The following is a 16,306-nucleotide window of genomic DNA, read 5'->3' as shown; positions in this document are numbered from 1 at the left end:
AAATCTATTTTTCAATTTTTGTGTTTTATATTTGAAGCGGTATTGCTCTGCTTTGAACGAAAAAGTGTCCTTCCAGCCGCTAAAAAATCTCTTAGCGTACAGAATTTCCGAATTGGTACATTCTCCCCTGTTTAGCAACAGCTTCTGCTACTGCTGAACCTTCACAACGCGTAGTGCTTTTGAAATACTTTGATCGCCGTTGCAAAGCTTGAAATTGATGTGATTGTAAGATTTAAATCAAGTCATTTGTAGCGTAAGTTTAAGGAATGATTAAAAGTATAAATAATTGATTTTAAGAATGAATGTAGATCGTTTGCTTGTATCTTGCCAGGGATAATTTTGACGCACCCAATGGTGTGAACAGAGATTAAATGTAACTCCTCACAAATCTCTCAATTTTTTCCCTAAGATAAATTTAATAAACTACAAACTTTTAGGAATGAGCCTCAAAAAGCGAAACTGGTTTATTTTCCCTATTCGATTTTACTCCCGTTCTTAACAAACGCTAAGCCAACAAAATTAGACCAACCTCAAGTAAGGACACTCGCATAAATAATTTCCTAAGTTTTTAATAGTGAAGGCTAAGTAATAGCCCAGAGCAAGAAAAATTATTGGGAAGTTATTTTTTCGAGCCTCCTAAGGAGATCGAGATGTCGCAAAATTTCTCTGGTCAGGATCTTCGTGGTCAATCTTTTGCAGGTCAAAACTTAACAGGAGCAGACTTCAGTCTTTGTGATCTTCGTGGTGCTGATTTCAGTAATGCCACGTTGGTAGGTGCCAATTTTAGCCAAGCCAGGATCGGTCTATTGCCCTTTACACCAAGAAGGGCGATCGCTTATGCCTTTTCACATTTAGGATTCTTAAGCTTTATCCTGGGTGTTTTAATGACGTTGACGTCCATGATAACCTTTTCAGGTCACAGTCTTTTGAGCATAAATACACAGTTTATCAAAGCCTACTTGAGCGTCCCTGGGGTTACTCTCTTTGCCGTACTCAATGTCTGGTTTGTTGTTAAAAGGCGACAATCACATCAGTTTAAAGCGGTGTTAGTCGCAATCATAACCATGATTGTTGCAGGTGGGATTGTGATTACAGGGACGACAATAGTTGCAGGAGAAGCCCTGGTAACTGCTGTCATAACAGAGATTATTTGGACATTTTTAGGTGCTTGGATTTCGGTCTTAACTTTAGATCTACCCACTAAACGACATAAACTCTCAAAATCGATTGTTTTTGGGATACTTGGAATAAATATATTAGCACCAGCACTACTGTTTAATAATGATTTGGTTTATTACGACTGGGGTCTTACAATCTTGTGGCCGCCCTTCGTTGGTTATATTTTATTGAACCCCTATTGCCTATCATCGAAGATTATTGAGTGTGATGGGGATTTCAATTATAAATTCTGTTCCATACCCATATTCAGATTTTACCTCAATCTTACCCCGATGTTTTTTAATAATTTGATAACTAATGGTTAATCCTAACCCCGTTCCTTGATTGACGGGCTTAGTTGTAAAGAAAGGATCGAAGATTTTGCCCTTAATTTCTGCATTCATTCCGCAGCCATTGTCTTGGATTCTTATATTTACTTTCTGATCGTCAGTTTTTATAGTTTTAATTATAATTATTTTTTCAGTTTGTTCTGGATTGTCTAATAAAACATCAATGGCATTGCTAATAATATTCATGAATACTTGATTGAGTTTTGCTGGATAGCATTCAATTAAAGGTAAATCTCCATATTCTTTAATAATTTTAATTCCAGATTTGAGACGGGGACTCAAAATTAAAAGCGTACTTTCAATGCCATCATCAATACTCACAAGTTTCTTGTCAGCTTCATCTAATCGAGAAAAATTACGCAAAGACTTAACAATATCGCGAATGCGTTCGGTTCCCAATTTCATTGAAGAAACTATTTTAGATAAATCTTCAATAATAAAATCAAAGTTAATGTTTTGAGCCTCTTCTTGAATTACAGGGGTTGGCTGTGGATATTCTTGTTGATAGAGTTTGATTAAATTTAATATAGATTCAACATGGTTATGCAAGTGATTTAAATTCCCATGAATAAAATTCACAGGGTTATTAACTTCATGTGCCACTCCTGCAACCATCCGTCTCAAGCTTGACATTTTCTCGGTTTGAATTAGTTGGACTTGGAGTTGGGCTGTAGCGGCTGCTTGATTAAGTGCTTTAAAGTTATTGTATGCCCTGGAGTGGTAACGGATACGGGCAATTAACTCAACTGCGTCGGGTAACTTAATTAGGTAGTCATTTGCCCCCTCGGTGAATGTTCGCGCTTTTAGTTTTGCTTCTTCTTTGTTGGATAACATAATTATGGGAACATCACAAGTGGCAGGATGAGAGCGAAGCCAACGCAGCAGCATCAATCCATCTACTTCTGGCATTACCATATCGAGAAGGATGACTGTGGGAGCAAGTGCGATCGCCCTCTGAATTGCTTGGGTAGGATCGCTGATGTAGTTAAAAGCAATATCTGTTTCGGTTTCTAGAATGCGACGTACTGCTTCGCCAATGAATGGTTGATCGTCAATCAGCACAACTGTGACTAGATTTGTGTGAGAAGTTTCTATAATGGGGTTTTCTAATGGTTTTTTTTGCAGGGATTGTGAGTCAATACTATGATTTGAGACAGTCACTTCTGCCGGATGGGAGACTGCTTTTGATTGGAACATGATCAAGCATCTCCTAATATTGATTTGGGATATTTTTTGAATGAGCAAGTATTTGGTACGAGCTTCTATAGTTAGGGATTGCATGTCATTGGATTGTTTATCTGCTATTGGTTAAGGGGTTTCATAAAAATTACTCAAATCTGCCCAGCCTTACAGGATTCCCGCCAAGATATTGCCCAGCCTTTGTTGATTGATCTGTTTTGAGTTAAGTCGTAATCGTTTTGTTGGAAGGCTGGGCAATATCTAAGGGACAGTTCTACACTCAAATCTACTCAGTAAAACCACTATTTTTGGCTTGTGGCGCAATGCCTACGGCACGCTACGCTAGCTGCCGCGCGTCTTCCAAGGCTGGGCAGATTTGAGCAGGTTTTTCCAAGGGGTAAATTGGGAATGTCTGATAATTTGAGAGGCGATGGCCTCAATAGATAGAACCTCCACAGCGGCTTCTAACTCAACTGCTGCTTTGGGCATACCATAAACAATGGAAGTCTCCTGATTTTGAGCAATTGTATGCCAACCTCTTGAGCGCATTTGCTTTAAGCCTGCGGCTCCATCTCGCCCCATACCTGTAAGTAGCACCCCAACCCCTTCTCCCCACCAATAGCTAGCCAAGCTTTGAAAGAAAACATCAATGGATGGACGGTAGACGGAATCAAGGGGTTGCTTCTCATAAGCCAGACTCAAGTCAGGACGGATTACCAGATGATGATTTGTACCTGCAACCAGAACCTTACCAGGTTCTAACAAACAGCCCGGTGTGACAAGCTGCACGGGTATGGAAACTTGCTGGTTTAACCAAGTAGCAAAACCAGGAGCAAAATCCGCATCAATATGCTGGATAATCACCACAGCAGCATTAATATTTCTGGGAAATTGGCAGAGAATAGTTGTCAATGCCTGGGGACCCCCAGTAGAAGCTCCAATGGCGATTAATGGTGGGAGTTGGTTTACTGGGGGAGAATTTGCAGGTGGTGTGGTGAGTTGCGATCGCTGGCGAGATGATTTACCAATCAGTCTGGCAATGATCGCAATTTTATTTAGCAGCCCGGTACTACCATCCTCCTGTTGACCGGATAATATTGGTGTATTGACGGCATCCAAGGCTCCATAACCCATTGCTTCAAAAACCTTGGCTGCGTATTTATTGATGCTAGCAGTAACCATGAGAATGGCACAGGGAGACTGTTTCATGATTTGCCGGGTAGCTTCAACTCCGTCCATTCTCGGCATCACCACATCCATCAAAATCAAGTCAGGAGTATCCAAAGTACAGGTACTTACCGCTTCCACACCATCGTAGGCAACCCACGCCAACTCACAACCTGATATATTAGCTACAATACGCCTCAGAACTTCTACTACCATCAAGACATCGTTAACAATGGCAATTCTCACAGTTTAAGCCTCGCCAACTAGGTCAATTACGGCTTCCATGAGGGTGTCATCATGAAAGCTACTTTTAGTTAGGTAGTAGTCAGCACCCGCTTTTAGCCCTTGTAACCGGTCTTCTTCTCGGTCTTTGTAGGAAACAATAATTACGGGTATATGCTTTAACTCGCTATGGGTTTTCATATGGCTTGTCAGTTGAAAGCCATTCATGCGGGGCATATCAATATCTGTAATTACCAAGTTGTAATTACCACTACAGACTGCATTCCAGCCATCCATGCCGTTTACCGCTACATCCACTTGATAACCATTATTTTCCAAGAGTTTGCGCTCCATTTCGCGCACGGTAATGGAGTCATCGACTACTAGGACATGTTTGTATGTTTTGTTAGCATTCTGCTGGGTAGACTGATTGAGTTGACTAATTTGCCCACTCGCCAGCACCTTAGCAATAGAACCCACGAGATCCTCCACATCTACAATTAGTAATGGAGAGCCATCTTCCATGAGAGCAGCAGCACTAATGTTAGGTACTTTCCCCAGTCGGGGATCTAATGGTCTGACAACTAAACTGCACTCACCAAGAAATTTATCTACTATCAATCCATAATGGCTGGGGTGATTATTCATATCAACCCGGAAATTTGGGTTTGCTTCCTGAAGCTGAGTATCCCCCCTAGTTGGGGAATGACTGCTAGAGCGATCGCTGATGACGATGACTGGTAGTAATTCTAAATTCTCAACAGGTGACGGTAAATCCAATACTTGATGCCCTGATATTAATAAAACTGGGCAATCATCCAGTATAAAAAAATGCTGATTTTCTGATAAAAAGATATCGGACTTAGACAGCATCACCACCCTTTCAATCCGCGATAGACCAAAAGCATAGGGTTCTCCGGAAATTTCCGCCAGCAAGGTTCTAATTACGGATAGAGTTAGGGGTAATTGCAAGGAAAATGTCATTCCCTGTCCGGGTTTAGAGACTGCCCGCAAACTACCGCCAATCTCTCGCAGAGTACTATAAGCTACATCTAACCCCACCCCACGCCCGGAAATTTCCGTAACAGCTGTCGCTGTTGAAAATCCGGGCAAAAAGAGAAACTGCATCAACTCCGCTTCCGTGAGATGAGTCGCCATATCCCTATGAGTTAGTTGTTTTCTCACAACCTCTTGACGCAAAAACTCTAAATCTATGCCTCTACCATCATCTGTAACGGTAATCAACAACATTCCAGCGCGGTGGGTAACTTCCAGGCAAATATTTCCGGCTTCCGCTTTCCCCGCAGCTAGACGCTCCTGGGGAGATTCTATGCCATGATCTATGGCATTCCGCAAAATATGGGTGAGGGGAGCCTTCAACCGTTCTAAGATATCTCGGTCTACCAGAGTAGACTTACCCACAATTTCCAAATTCACCCGTTTACCCAATTGTCTGGCTAAATCCCGCACCAAACGGGGAAATTCCCAGCCAGCATCAGCAAAGGGACGCATATGAGTAGCGATCGCTTGTCGATACAAACGTTCAGCCAGGTTAGCAGAACGCTGGGAAAAAATTTCCAGTTCGTTATGGCGATCGCTCAATATCTGGCGACATTCATTAGCTGTTTGATGAGCCACACTTAACTGCTCCTGAATGTGCCGATCCAGGTGGCTGTTCCTCAGCAAATCCTGTAAATTCTCCAACAGACTGAATAAATCCGTCTGACGGTGTTTTAATTCCAGCAAAGAATCAGCAAATGGTTCTAACCATTTTGCCTCTACTAAAGACTCCCCCGCTAAACCCATCAAGCGATTGAGATTATCAGCACCAACTCGGACTACGCGGTTTTGGGTGATGGTTGGTTGTTCTGGAGCCGGGGATTGGGAGAGTGGGGGAGAGGGGGGAATGGGAAATTCTAATTTTTTTTGTCCTCGTGTCCACATATCCTCATTTCCTACTTCTTCATTCCCCAAATTGGAGGGCATCTGCGTTTTAACGCGGCAAGCCGAACGCATCCGCGCGTTCTCAGCAATCGCTTTCACCAAGGATGTGATTCTCTCATCTTCAGCAAATTGTACTTCTGGTTGATTCACACAATCATCCGCAATTTGCAAGAGTATATCTACTGCTTGCAATAACACATCCACATCAGCCGCATTTAAGGTAATTGTTCCCTCCTGAACTGCAACGAAGTAGTCTTCCATGACGTGAGCGAGGGAAACAGCAGCATCCACTTGGACAATTTTTGCAGCTCCCTTAATAGAATGGGCTGCTCGCATCAAAGCCGTCAATTCTTCAGTTGGTTCGGGTTTATTTTCCAGTGCCAACAGATTATTATTCAACAGGGCAACTTGGGTTTTCACTTCCATGTTGAATAATTCCAGCAAGGAGAGATTAGTTAAATTTGTCTCTGAACTCATGGCAATACCTTTTTCGCCAGGGTTGTAAATAATAGTTCATCATCCAAATAGCTCACAATGCGCGAATGCCAGTGGAAGAATCCCTTGCTATAAGTTTGGTTTGCTCGCGCCATGTTTTTAGGAGGATCTCGTAATTCATTGTGATGAAATCGGTGTATTCCGTAAATTTCATCCACCCCAAACACCCAAGTGTTACCAGCCTTTTCCATCACTAGCATCCGTGAATACACCACTGGACTGATTGATTGAGCAGTAATATCAGTAACTTGGAGATTTAAGAGGTGGCTTAACGAGATACACAAATGCAATTCCCCTCGGATATTCACCAATCCCCGCAGGATTTGATTGCTGCGATGGGGTATGGTATGAACTACACTTAGTGGAGTTGTTTCTTGGAAAACTTGAGCGGCAAGTGCCAGCCATTCCTGTTGCAAACGAAAAATCATCACCGTCAGGGTTTCGTTAGTAGGTAAGGTGTTGGAATCGATATGCTTCCCTACCCCTGTTTGGGCAAATAATTCTGTCCACTCATGGCGATAATTTTCAGAAGGGGAACGCTCTAGTAAATCCCGTCCCGCACTAGAGTGTACGGGGCAATTCCGACAGTGGATATGTGTAGATAATTCCGGACACGAGCGATCGCCCGTAACGCCAATTACGTTCCAGCAATGTTCAATATTTGATGGGGCATTGATGGTGCTCATATTTACAAATCACGAATCAAAAATTACGCTATCCCTGGTGAAATTGTTTGATTACTTTCAGTGTAATGGGGTGTAAAATCTTCTGTCTTCAACTTAAAGCGGGAAATTTCTTGGCTCAGTCCTTGGGAGACTTGATTCAGTTGGGCGATGGCATGATTAATATCCCGTAGGGAATCTGCTGTTTGCATCGAGGTATTGCTTAGTTGGCTCATCGCTTCACTAATTTGCTGCGCTCCCTGGGACTGGGTTTCCATACCTTGGTTAACCTCTTCAAATCGCGGTGTTAACTGTTGTACCTGTTCGATAATTTGTGTGGTTTGAGTACTGATGCGGGCAACATCTTCCACACTCTGTCCCACCTCGGTAGCAAATTTATCCATCTCCATTACTCCTGTGGACACTGAAGACTGCATCTGCTTGACCATTTGCTCAATATCTAGAGTGGCAACTGCGGTTTGGTCTGCCAGTCGGCGAATTTCTCGAGCAACCACAGCAAATCCCAAGCCATATTCTCCGGCTTTTTCTGCTTCAATAGCGGCATTTAAAGATAGCAAATTGGTTTGGTCTGCCACCTTAGTAATGGTGACAACAATATTATTAATATTGTTTGCTTTTTCGCTAATAACCCCCAGTCTGGCAGCAATGGAGTTGGTAGCTTCTGTCAGCTGCTCCATGGTTGTTTCCATCTGCAATAAGTCTTTTTGGTTCTCAGTAGCTGCTTTTGCCGTCATTTGGGACATTTCTGCGACTTCCTCCATTGTTTTTACCAGTTGCGTGGAGGTGGCAGAGATTTCCTTGGCAGCAGCAGCAACTTCGTTAGTGGCAGCTACTTGTTCGGTGATGGTTGCTTCTAATTGTTTACCAGAAGCCGCTATCTGGGTGCTAGAAGAGGTGACTTGAATACCTGACCGTTGTACCTTGTAAATGAGCATGTTTAGACTGTGGCTCATATTTTTGAGTGCAGTCATGAACTTACCAATCACATCATTTGAGTAGACATCCAACTTATTTGTTAAATCACCCGCAGCAATTTTCTCTGTAAAATTAAACGCGCTTTGTAAGGAAAGATTCAAAGAGCGGTTGAGGACAACAATAATCAAAAATGATACGATAATTGCAACAATACTTATGCACAAAACACTTGCCCAATAAACAAAGTTAGCAATATTATGAATTTGTTCGGCTTTCTTTGTTCGCTGCTCTAGTAATTTTTTTTCTATTTGCAGCATTTCATCAATTCCTTGCCTGATTTCTTCCATAAATTTTTGGCCTTTATCAGAAAGAATTAAAGACAAAGTTTCTTGTTCTTTTCCTGCTTTTTTCAAAGCGATTGTTTCTGCTAGTTCCTCAATTTTTTTATCGGCAAGGTCTGCTATCTTACTCAGTCTATTTACTTGTTCGGGATTATCACTGATTTTTTCTTTAGATGTTTTAATAGCTTCCGAAATGTCTTGTTTCGCCTGAATATAAGGTTGTAAATATCTTTCTCTATTTGTAATTATAAATCCCCTTTGACCTGTTTCTGCATCAATCAAAATATTTTTGATACTTATTAAACTTGCTGTAACATTATTAGTATGTATAATCCAATCATTAGCTTTTGAGAGAGAATCATTCAGTGACTTAGATACAAAATTGGTAATTCCTGTGAGGATAATAATTACTCCAAAACCACCCAGGACTAGCTGGTTAATTTTTGTTGTTTGCGTTCCTTGTTTCATATGCTTATTCTAGTGTTTAAATTTATTTTGTAAGACTTATATTTTATTTTTTAATATGTAGTATCTAGACACGCCTAAAGTGATGGAATAGATTTGATTGTGGTGCGGGCTAGAAGCCCATCCCAAAAGAATTTCACACATTTTTTAGCTGTGCTACAACAGTAGGGTGTATTAGTGATAGCGTCAGGAAACCAAACTAGTCTAGAATGATGCCTAAGTACATGGGCATTAAAAAACCGTGAACGCCACAGGCGCGTCCTCACGGTTTTTTCCCGCCGGCCTACTTAATGTATATTTATAATTCCCAAAAAATGAATAATATCTACAATTTTATTTGACCTCACGGGGTTCAATAAAATATAGACAAAACTGCCCAGCCTTACCCAAAGTTACCCTGTATTTCCACTAGTTTTGGCTTGCGGCGCGGGGGTATTTTATACAAATAACTCATTTTTTCAATGCGTTAAACCCCCGCGCCGCATTAGCGTAGCGTCTCCGTAAGGAGATAGGCTGGGCAGTTTTGTCCAAGTTTTCGGTAGGGGATAATTTTCAATACTGAAGCCCCTTATTTCCCAGAAATAGTAGACATTTTGCCAAGTGTCATAGGTTGAGTTTCGGAAACAAAATATAAATATTATTCTACTAAACGTAGAAAAATATTCTATTGAATATTATTTACTTTGTTTAAGTTTATTCTAGTATTTCATTTGACTGTATGCTCAAATGATAATTGGGTGTAATGTGTCAATTACTCAATATCTGTGAGTAAATACTGGTATTAAGAATCTTAAGTCCCTAAGTTAGCCTACAGTGATTATCTGCAGATAAATAGCTGGTAATGATGACAAAGATTTGTTCTTGAGCTTTTTTAAGCTGAAACTCCAATTTTCGCAGATAGATCTCCTAACTAGCACATTTTCAAAGCCTTACATAGCAAAGGTTTTAGCCAAAGCCAAAAAAATGTACTAGTTTCATTCGTTGCGAGGGGTTTAATAGCTTTTAACCCTTTTGACTTTTACTATGCTTAGGCGTCACTGCGTTAACGCTGTTAGCAAAGCGTGTCGTAGACATAAGGGCGGTCTGTTTTGACTTCCCCTCGTGGGGTGCTTAGGTCCAAGTTGAAAACCAATATCGTTGAAATAAATTTTGTCAAGGAGTGTATATTTATGACCGAGAGCAATCAGGAAGATTTGAACTCACAGGCGGTACCATTTTTTGCCCGCTATTTAGAAGGACAAACACTTGAAGATTTGTCCCAAGAGGAAATGAATGGAATCAGAGGTGGCTATAGCTATAATCAACTAAAAATAGATCATAAGTGGGGACAGATTCCTTGTGAGCAAATGGTGACGAAGAAATACCCATCAGATGCTGGTGAATTTGTAACTCAGAAATACCCATCAGATATTGATGAAGCTGTAACTCAGAAATATCCATCAGATGGTGACGATGATTTACCTTCAGACTTTTTCCAATCTTTTAAATGAGATTATCTTATGCATCTATCCCACAATCAAAATATTGTTTTATTAATCACACATAGCGGTGATTTTTTTACCGTGGATAGAGTTGCACAAGCTTTATGGGAACGCGGTATCCAAACATTTCGCCTGGACACGGATAAATTTCCAATGTCGGTGCAAATTGCAGCAAATTTGGGAAACTCTGAGAGTATTTACACACTAAAATATGGTGAACGCTCGATTTGTGGGGAGCAGGTGCAAGCAGTTTGGATGCGACGTATTTTTAACCCCAATTTTGGTAAGGAATTAGCTCCAAAATTTAAAAAACCCTGTATTAGAGAATCTCTGGCTGCTTTAAATGGTTTTTTGGATAGTCTTAGGGAAGCTCATTGGGTAGATGATTTACAACGGATAAATATTGCAGAAAATAAGCTGCGCCAGCTAAGAATTGCAGCAGAAGTTGGTCTTACCATTCCTCAGACTCTCGTTACCAACGACCCACAAGAGGTACGAGAGTTTTTTCACTCAGTAGACAAAAAAATGGTTGCCAAACTGCTGACACCTCTTTCCTTTGGTATGGAAAGTTCTCCTTTTTTTCTTTATACCAGCGCAGTTAAAGAAGAAGATTTAGAAAAAGCCCAGGCTCTTGAGTATTCTCCAATGGTTTTCCAAGAACAAATACCAAAGCAGTTGGAATTAAGAGTAGTGTTTGTAGATGGGAATCTATTTGTTGGGGCTCTAAATGCTTCTGTTTATGCAGAATTTACAGTTGACTGGCGACGCCTGAGTCCAGAAGCTTGTCCGTGGCAAACCTATGAACTTCCATTAAAAATTGCTACTCGTCTCAAAGCATTTATGGCAAAATTTGGGCTGGTGTTTGGAGCATTTGATTTGATTAAAACACCATCGGGAGAATACGTTTTTTTGGAAGTTAATCCCACAGGAGAGTGGGGAATGCTGGAGCGAGATTTGGATTATCCGATTTCACAAGCGATCGCTAATGCCCTTGTTTCTAAGGTTAGAAGGGAAGAATGACTGTTTTAATTATTACTCATAGCCAAGACAACGAGAGCATTGCTCTAGTGATAAAGGCAATAGAAGCTCAAGGAGGAAAAGCATTTCGCTTTGATACAGACAGATTTCCTACGGAATTGTCACTAGATATTTACTATGGCAAGAAAAGTAAGCAGCTGATACTTGAGTGTGGGGAAAACAACTTAGATTTAGATCGGGTATCAGCAGTTTGGTATCGTCGCATTGCGATTGGAGGGAAAATTCCAAGCACTATGAACCGACAACTACGGCAAGCTTCTGTTCAGGAATCTCGGGCAACCATTGGAGGAGTGATCGCTAGTATAAAGGGATTTCATCTTGACCCAGTAGTAAATATCCGGCGAGCAGAAAATAAGCAGCTGCAGTTACAAGTTGCACAAGAAGTAGGTCTTGATATTCCACCCACCCTAATTACAAATAATCCCCAAGTGGTCAAGCAATTTGCCCAAGAATGTGGTGAAGAAGGTATTATTACCAAGATGCTTTCTTCCTTCGCAATTTACGATCACCAGGGGCGAGATCATGTTGTTTTTACAAATCCAGTTACAACTGAAGATTTAGAAAACCTTGATGGACTACGCTTTTGCCCAATGACTTTCCAGGAGAACATGCCCAAAGCATTGGAACTGAGAGTGACAATTGTCGGTAAACGTATTTTTGCTGCTGCGGTTGATTCCCAAGTTTTACAGAAAGCTACTTACGATTGGCGGCGACAAGGTATGGCTTTACTCAGTGCTTGGCAACCCTACAATTTGCCAGAAGATATCTCAGAAAAGCTTTTAAAACTGATGGCTTACTTTAATTTAAATTATGGAGCAATTGATATTATTTTTACACCCGATGGTCGGTATGTATTTCTGGAAGTCAACCCAGTTGGTGAGTTCTTCTGGCTAGAACACTGTCCCGGCTTACCAATCTCTCAAGCAATTGCCAAACTTTTATTAACTCAAAAAGTAATTTAATTAATTGCGGTTTCGAACAATTCTCTTCTAATAGCCCCGGTATATTGATTGCTAAAAACCAGAAAAATCAAAGTTTTGTAAAAAGTTATCGGGACTTGAACAAAAATCAAGCCCAAACAAAGCCTAGATCCTGATTGTTTGGGTCAGAAAAATATAGAACTGGGTCAGTGGCTTTACCTTTGTTGTAAGTAACATTAAAATGATACAAACCCCAGTAAAGCGCTTTTAGATGAGATGCCATCGCTTCACTCTCAATCAGTGCATGATGTTTCTTCTTGCCATGATCCCGGTTGGTTTTTTTGCTACTCATTGGTTTGGGGTAAGTCAGACACCAAGCCCAAATCTATCATTGTATCAGCGTTTTAGCTGTTTATTATATTTTGTAAATTACCTCTTGACTTTTGGCGTTCTTCTTTAAGTTCTCACCAATGGCATATGATAGTCATTTTCACGAAAACGCTGACAAAGACTAATACCATCAAGCTTAGGTAAAGACCAGTCTAAAAGAATTAAATCATATGTGTAGGTAGAACCATAAATCCATCCCTGTTCCCCATCATGAACAGCATTTATCGCATAGTTCAGTTCTGCAAGACTTTTTTTGAGTACATCAACTCTCATGGTGATCGCTCTCGCTCTCTTTCGGTTCGCTTGTTGTCAGTTCAATTTTTCTCTGCCGCTAAGTGATGGAAGAACTCTAACGCAAGCCGTTTACCGGAAGGTGCCGTTGGTTTATTTCTGTTCCACTCTCAGATAAAATTGCTTACCCACAAATTTAATATCTCTCTTAGTAGGATCCAAATCGTCTACGTTCTTAATTCTACCCACAACAATCAAACCTTTAGCGAAAATTTCTTTTCTTGCTGCTTCAATTTGTTCTGCTGTTCCATCTGTCTGACTCAAATCAATTGATGAAACTTGAGAACTATTGGGTTTATTCAAAACAAACTTATCTGTGGAGAAGCAAGGGGTAGTAACACAGACAATTCCATTGTTTTTTAGAACAACAAAAGTACCTTTCCTTGGAGTATCTGTAGCAGTGATAAAAGCTTCTTTAACTTTCAATTCTCCAAATTCACCGATTCCAGGAAATTCTACTGGAACTATGGAACCTCTAAGGAGTAGACGACTAGGATCCTGGTTTTGGAGCTTTAACAACTCGTCCAATCCTAATTTAAGACCACTCCAATCAATTGAAGACACATAGCATTGATCACGAAAGATACCATCGAGGCAAGGAGTAGCTTTGAGGTTATTCTGCTTGATGAAAAATCCTCCACAGATAGGAGAAGCACATTTGCGAAAATCTCGACGTACTGTGTAATATCCCCACTGGGGAAATTTTTCTGTCTTCCCAAGGTCTTGAGCATGGGTCTTTGCTAAAAAACCGAAACTAGCAATAAAAGTTCCTAATAGAAGAATGAGTCGGTATTTATAGTAAATTAATTTTTTGTTCATAATATGTTTAAATTTTGCTTGAAAGTTATAGAGGCTTTTGATTTGAGGTTTTCTGTCTCCAAAATCGGAGAGTATTTTAGAGATCACTATTTAGCTGTATCTTGATATACGTAGATCTAGGATACCTTTTGATAGAAAACAATAACTTTTTACAAAACTTTGATTTTTTCTAGTTTGATTTAAATCGCTCACTTGACAAAAACACAGTTTCCCAATAGATTCCTTCTTATATTTATCTTTGAATAAATAAATTATGCAATTATATTGCACAATTTTTAAACGTAAATGAACTAAGAGGGAAATTCAAATGGACAAAAAGCATACAAGTCAATTTGAAATTAATGACTTAATTGGTGAGTGTGTAAATAATGCAATTGCACGACGAAACCAGGTAGATTTAGAATCATCTTTTTCAGTGCTATCTGAGGAAGAGGCAACAACCATTGCAGGTGGTTTAAGATTTGCACATGCTGTAAGTATTTGTGATACTCAGATTAAAGATAATTATAAGCAACCTTTCTTGCCAGTATGTGCAGTTGGAATGATAGTAACACCAGATTACAAATTTCCACCAAAATTATAAACCTTTAACTATTTGAATTTACCAGTTGTTAGAGGTTCAATAGATGGAAGAGTTTGTAAGAGAAGAGACCAGCCTTTGCCCTAGTGCAAGACCAGAATTAGCAGACAGTGTTGTCTTTGGTGTAATTAGTGGAACTGTAAAACAAGCCCATGTAGCTTATCTCAAACAGCCACAACCTATGACCGATGAACTAATAGCAAAGGTAAGTCCGGTTACACCTGCAGAAGTTTTTCGAGTGGCAGCGCCCTGTGCAAATTCGGGTTGTCAGCATTTTAACGGCAAGGATTGTGGTTTAGTGATGCGAGTCTTAGAGAAAATGCCTGCAGTTACAGATAAACTACCTCCTTGTTCTATACGTAGAGATTGTCGTTGGTGGCAACAGGAAAGCAAGGCTGCTTGTATACGTTGTCCCCAAATCATTACGGATAACTACAACCCTTCTGAATTTATACGTGAAGTGGCAACACCAACTGGTGCTTGAAAATTAATTGAGTTGGTCTAGCTTTTAATAGAAAGACATTAGACTTAAAGATGTATTGGGTAAAACCTTTGCACGTATCCTGCGGATGTTTTTTGATGCGCCTTTGGACGCGGCATAGTCAAACCGATGTTCACTAGTACTGAGGAGCGGAAATAACCCGCCATTTTTTTGAGTTAAGGGAGACGCGCTGCATGGAAGATGCGCGGCATGGAAGACGCGCGGCATGGAAGACGCGCGGCTGCGCCACGATGCGCCACGATGCGCCACGACGCGCAACGATTGGGTAAACCAAAAGTCTTTCTAGGAGGGGGCACAGTCCTTTCAGGACTGTGCCTAAACTGGCGGGTTATTTATGTTGCGGAGTACTAGTTCGTCTCTGCGCGGGCTAAAATGCGTTCTATACGTAGTGCATCCAAATGCCTTGGTGTGGGCTAAGGAATGCTGCGCTTTTCTTCAACTGTCGCCTTTTTCCTGTTGGAGATTTTTCATTTTCTTGAATTTTAAGTCAGTATAATTTCATGGCACCCTTAAACTTAAGTAAAGTTAAACCTACTAACGGAATTGATAAATTCTACTCAGATAGTGGAATTTTTAACCCCGTATATTCTAATGTCAATACATTAAAAGGAGCTGATGAAATTATTGGTAGTAATTCTATTGATAGTGATTTCGGTTTGGGAGTTTTTGTCGGGCTAGAAGCCAAAAATACCGCTATAATAGCCTCTGCTGATATTAGTAGTAAAGCTACTGTTTATGCCAATGGGATTAACAACAAGGGAAATATTAGTAAAGACAGAGGGCGTGATGTAGTAAAGGGTACTGCAACCGCAAAAATTGCTACCATTACACAGACTGTATCTGAAGCTATAGCTTATGCTGATCGGTTAAATACGACCGCAATCAGCCAAACTTTCGCTGCGATCGATATCAAGGCAATTGCCAATGGTATTAATAACTCTGGCAAAATTCTTACTGGTCAGGGTAGTGACACCGTTGATGGCGAAATAACGGCTTCTGTGGCAGCAGTTGCTACAGCAACCTCAGATGCTACAGCGATTGTCCAGGCTATTTCCAAAGCACCTGTTTCTAATAATCTCACAGCTTTTGCAACAGCAATCGCTCAAAGTTTAGCCAATGCAACCATAACTGCAACTGGTATTAGGAATATCGGAGGGAAAATTTCTACTGGTCAGGGTGCAGATACTATTAGTGCTATTGCCACTTCTGATTCTGCTACTTATACAGAAACTTCTAGTTTTAGGGGAGAATGTACCAATTCGGAAATTCTGTACGCTAAGAGATTTTTTAGCGGCTGGAAGGACACTTTTTCGTTCAAAGCAGAGCAATACCGCTTCAAATATAAAACACAAAAATTGAAAAATAG

15 protein-coding genes are annotated in these 16,306 nt (G+C 40.5%); 7 read left to right on the top strand and 8 right to left on the bottom strand.

Annotated features, from left to right (window positions below; genetic code table 11):
• Positions 1 to 650 precede the first annotated feature (650 nt).
• Positions 651 to 1,484 (top strand): pentapeptide repeat-containing protein, encoded by an 834-nt coding sequence (locus tag QNJ50_RS24880; RefSeq protein WP_300640946.1) that lies wholly within the window; start codon positions 651 to 653, stop codon positions 1,482 to 1,484.
• On the opposite strand, the gene QNJ50_RS24875 is transcribed toward QNJ50_RS24880, so the two are convergent.
• The 5 genes from QNJ50_RS24875 to QNJ50_RS24855 all read right to left on the bottom strand — a co-directional run bounded on the left by QNJ50_RS24875 (position 1,365) and on the right by QNJ50_RS24855 (position 8,922).
• Entirely contained in the window at positions 1,365 to 2,705 is a 1,341-nt protein-coding gene (locus QNJ50_RS24875) for an ATP-binding protein (protein ID WP_300640944.1), read from the bottom strand. The genes QNJ50_RS24880 and QNJ50_RS24875 overlap by 120 nt on opposite strands.
• 324 nt (positions 2,706 to 3,029) lie before the next feature.
• Entirely contained in the window at positions 3,030 to 4,100 is a 1,071-nt protein-coding gene (locus QNJ50_RS24870) for a chemotaxis response regulator protein-glutamate methylesterase (protein WP_300640942.1), read from the bottom strand.
• Positions 4,101 to 4,103: 3 nt separating this feature from the next.
• Positions 4,104 to 6,497 (bottom strand): hybrid sensor histidine kinase/response regulator, encoded by a 2,394-nt coding sequence (locus tag QNJ50_RS24865; RefSeq protein WP_300640940.1) that lies wholly within the window; start codon positions 6,495 to 6,497, stop codon positions 4,104 to 4,106.
• The gene (locus tag QNJ50_RS24860; RefSeq protein WP_300640938.1) at positions 6,494 to 7,201 is read right to left on the bottom strand and encodes a chemotaxis protein CheW; all 708 of its coding nucleotides are present in this window, start codon (positions 7,199 to 7,201) and stop codon (positions 6,494 to 6,496) included. Before QNJ50_RS24860 ends, QNJ50_RS24865 begins: the two co-directional genes overlap by 4 nt.
• Before the next feature lie 23 nt (positions 7,202 to 7,224).
• Complete coding sequence (locus QNJ50_RS24855) at positions 7,225 to 8,922, bottom strand: CHASE3 domain-containing protein (protein ID WP_300640936.1); 1,698 nt, start codon at positions 8,920 to 8,922, stop codon at positions 7,225 to 7,227.
• Positions 8,923 to 10,088: 1,166 nt separating this feature from the next.
• Here QNJ50_RS24855 and QNJ50_RS24850 point away from each other — a divergent pair.
• Genes QNJ50_RS24850 through QNJ50_RS24840 form a run of 3 tightly spaced genes read left to right on the top strand, consistent with a single transcriptional unit; the run spans position 10,089 to position 12,400 of the window.
• On the top strand, positions 10,089 to 10,409 hold the full coding sequence (locus QNJ50_RS24850) for a microviridin/marinostatin family tricyclic proteinase inhibitor (protein WP_300640934.1): 321 nt from the start codon (positions 10,089 to 10,091) through the stop codon (positions 10,407 to 10,409).
• Between the two features lie 9 nt (positions 10,410 to 10,418).
• The gene (locus QNJ50_RS24845; protein WP_300640932.1) at positions 10,419 to 11,420 is read left to right on the top strand and encodes an MvdC family ATP-grasp ribosomal peptide maturase; all 1,002 of its coding nucleotides are present in this window, start codon (positions 10,419 to 10,421) and stop codon (positions 11,418 to 11,420) included.
• Complete coding sequence (locus tag QNJ50_RS24840) at positions 11,417 to 12,400, top strand: MvdD family ATP-grasp ribosomal peptide maturase (protein WP_300640930.1); 984 nt, start codon at positions 11,417 to 11,419, stop codon at positions 12,398 to 12,400. The genes QNJ50_RS24845 and QNJ50_RS24840 overlap by 4 nt, the downstream gene beginning before the upstream one ends.
• A gap of 106 nt (positions 12,401 to 12,506) precedes the next feature.
• Here the strand turns inward: QNJ50_RS24840 and QNJ50_RS24835 are convergent, their stop codons facing one another.
• The 3 genes from QNJ50_RS24835 to QNJ50_RS24825 all read right to left on the bottom strand — a co-directional run bounded on the left by QNJ50_RS24835 (position 12,507) and on the right by QNJ50_RS24825 (position 13,858).
• Positions 12,507 to 12,710, bottom strand: coding sequence for a hypothetical protein (locus QNJ50_RS24835; protein WP_300640948.1), 204 nt, complete (start codon positions 12,708 to 12,710; stop codon positions 12,507 to 12,509).
• A gap of 104 nt (positions 12,711 to 12,814) precedes the next feature.
• Positions 12,815 to 13,021: a response regulator gene (locus tag QNJ50_RS24830; protein ID WP_300640928.1), complete on the bottom strand. Its 207-nt coding sequence runs from the start codon at positions 13,019 to 13,021 to the stop codon at positions 12,815 to 12,817.
• A 111-nt stretch (positions 13,022 to 13,132) separates the two neighbouring features.
• Positions 13,133 to 13,858 (bottom strand): DUF6748 domain-containing protein, encoded by a 726-nt coding sequence (locus tag QNJ50_RS24825; RefSeq protein WP_300640926.1) that lies wholly within the window; start codon positions 13,856 to 13,858, stop codon positions 13,133 to 13,135.
• 307 nt (positions 13,859 to 14,165) lie between these two features.
• On the opposite strand from QNJ50_RS24825, the gene QNJ50_RS24820 reads away from it, so the two are divergent.
• From QNJ50_RS24820 to QNJ50_RS24810, 3 genes are all read left to right on the top strand, one after another.
• The gene (locus tag QNJ50_RS24820; protein WP_300640924.1) at positions 14,166 to 14,441 is read left to right on the top strand and encodes a hypothetical protein; all 276 of its coding nucleotides are present in this window, start codon (positions 14,166 to 14,168) and stop codon (positions 14,439 to 14,441) included.
• Positions 14,442 to 14,484: 43 nt separating this feature from the next.
• Positions 14,485 to 14,922, top strand: a complete 438-nt coding sequence (locus tag QNJ50_RS24815; RefSeq protein WP_300640922.1) for a nitrogen fixation protein — start codon at positions 14,485 to 14,487, stop codon at positions 14,920 to 14,922.
• 518 nt (positions 14,923 to 15,440) lie between these two features.
• Positions 15,441 to 16,306, top strand: an 866-nt coding sequence (locus QNJ50_RS24810) for a hypothetical protein (RefSeq protein ID WP_300640920.1), incomplete at its 3' end; no start/stop codon positions are given.

It is taken from the genome of Mastigocoleus sp. MO_188.B34, from assembly GCF_030065675.1.
Classification (GTDB): Bacteria; Cyanobacteriota; Cyanobacteriia; order Cyanobacteriales; family Nostocaceae; genus Mastigocoleus.
The sequence above is the reverse complement of the archived record's forward strand: the minus strand, read 5'-3'. Positions and strand labels throughout refer to the sequence as shown.

Bases quoted from the DNA above. Each gene is read 5' to 3' on its own strand.
- QNJ50_RS24880 (WP_300640946.1), top strand. From the start codon at position 651: ATGTCGCAAAATTTCTCTGGTCAGGATCTTCGTGGTCAATCTTTTGCA.
- QNJ50_RS24875 (WP_300640944.1), bottom strand. From the start codon at position 2,705: ATGTTCCAATCAAAAGCAGTCTCCCATCCGGCAGAAGTGACTGTCTCA.
- QNJ50_RS24865 (WP_300640940.1), bottom strand. From the start codon at position 6,497: ATGAGTTCAGAGACAAATTTAACTAATCTCTCCTTGCTGGAATTATTC.
- QNJ50_RS24860 (WP_300640938.1), bottom strand. From the start codon at position 7,201: ATGAGCACCATCAATGCCCCATCAAATATTGAACATTGCTGGAACGTA.
- QNJ50_RS24855 (WP_300640936.1), bottom strand. From the start codon at position 8,922: ATGAAACAAGGAACGCAAACAACAAAAATTAACCAGCTAGTCCTGGGT.
- QNJ50_RS24850 (WP_300640934.1), top strand. From the start codon at position 10,089: ATGACCGAGAGCAATCAGGAAGATTTGAACTCACAGGCGGTACCATTT.
- QNJ50_RS24845 (WP_300640932.1), top strand. From the start codon at position 10,419: ATGCATCTATCCCACAATCAAAATATTGTTTTATTAATCACACATAGC.
- QNJ50_RS24840 (WP_300640930.1), top strand. From the start codon at position 11,417: ATGACTGTTTTAATTATTACTCATAGCCAAGACAACGAGAGCATTGCT.
- QNJ50_RS24835 (WP_300640948.1), bottom strand. From the start codon at position 12,710: ATGAGTAGCAAAAAAACCAACCGGGATCATGGCAAGAAGAAACATCAT.
- QNJ50_RS24830 (WP_300640928.1), bottom strand. From the start codon at position 13,021: ATGAGAGTTGATGTACTCAAAAAAAGTCTTGCAGAACTGAACTATGCG.
- QNJ50_RS24825 (WP_300640926.1), bottom strand. From the start codon at position 13,858: ATGAACAAAAAATTAATTTACTATAAATACCGACTCATTCTTCTATTA.
- QNJ50_RS24820 (WP_300640924.1), top strand. From the start codon at position 14,166: ATGGACAAAAAGCATACAAGTCAATTTGAAATTAATGACTTAATTGGT.
- QNJ50_RS24815 (WP_300640922.1), top strand. From the start codon at position 14,485: ATGGAAGAGTTTGTAAGAGAAGAGACCAGCCTTTGCCCTAGTGCAAGA.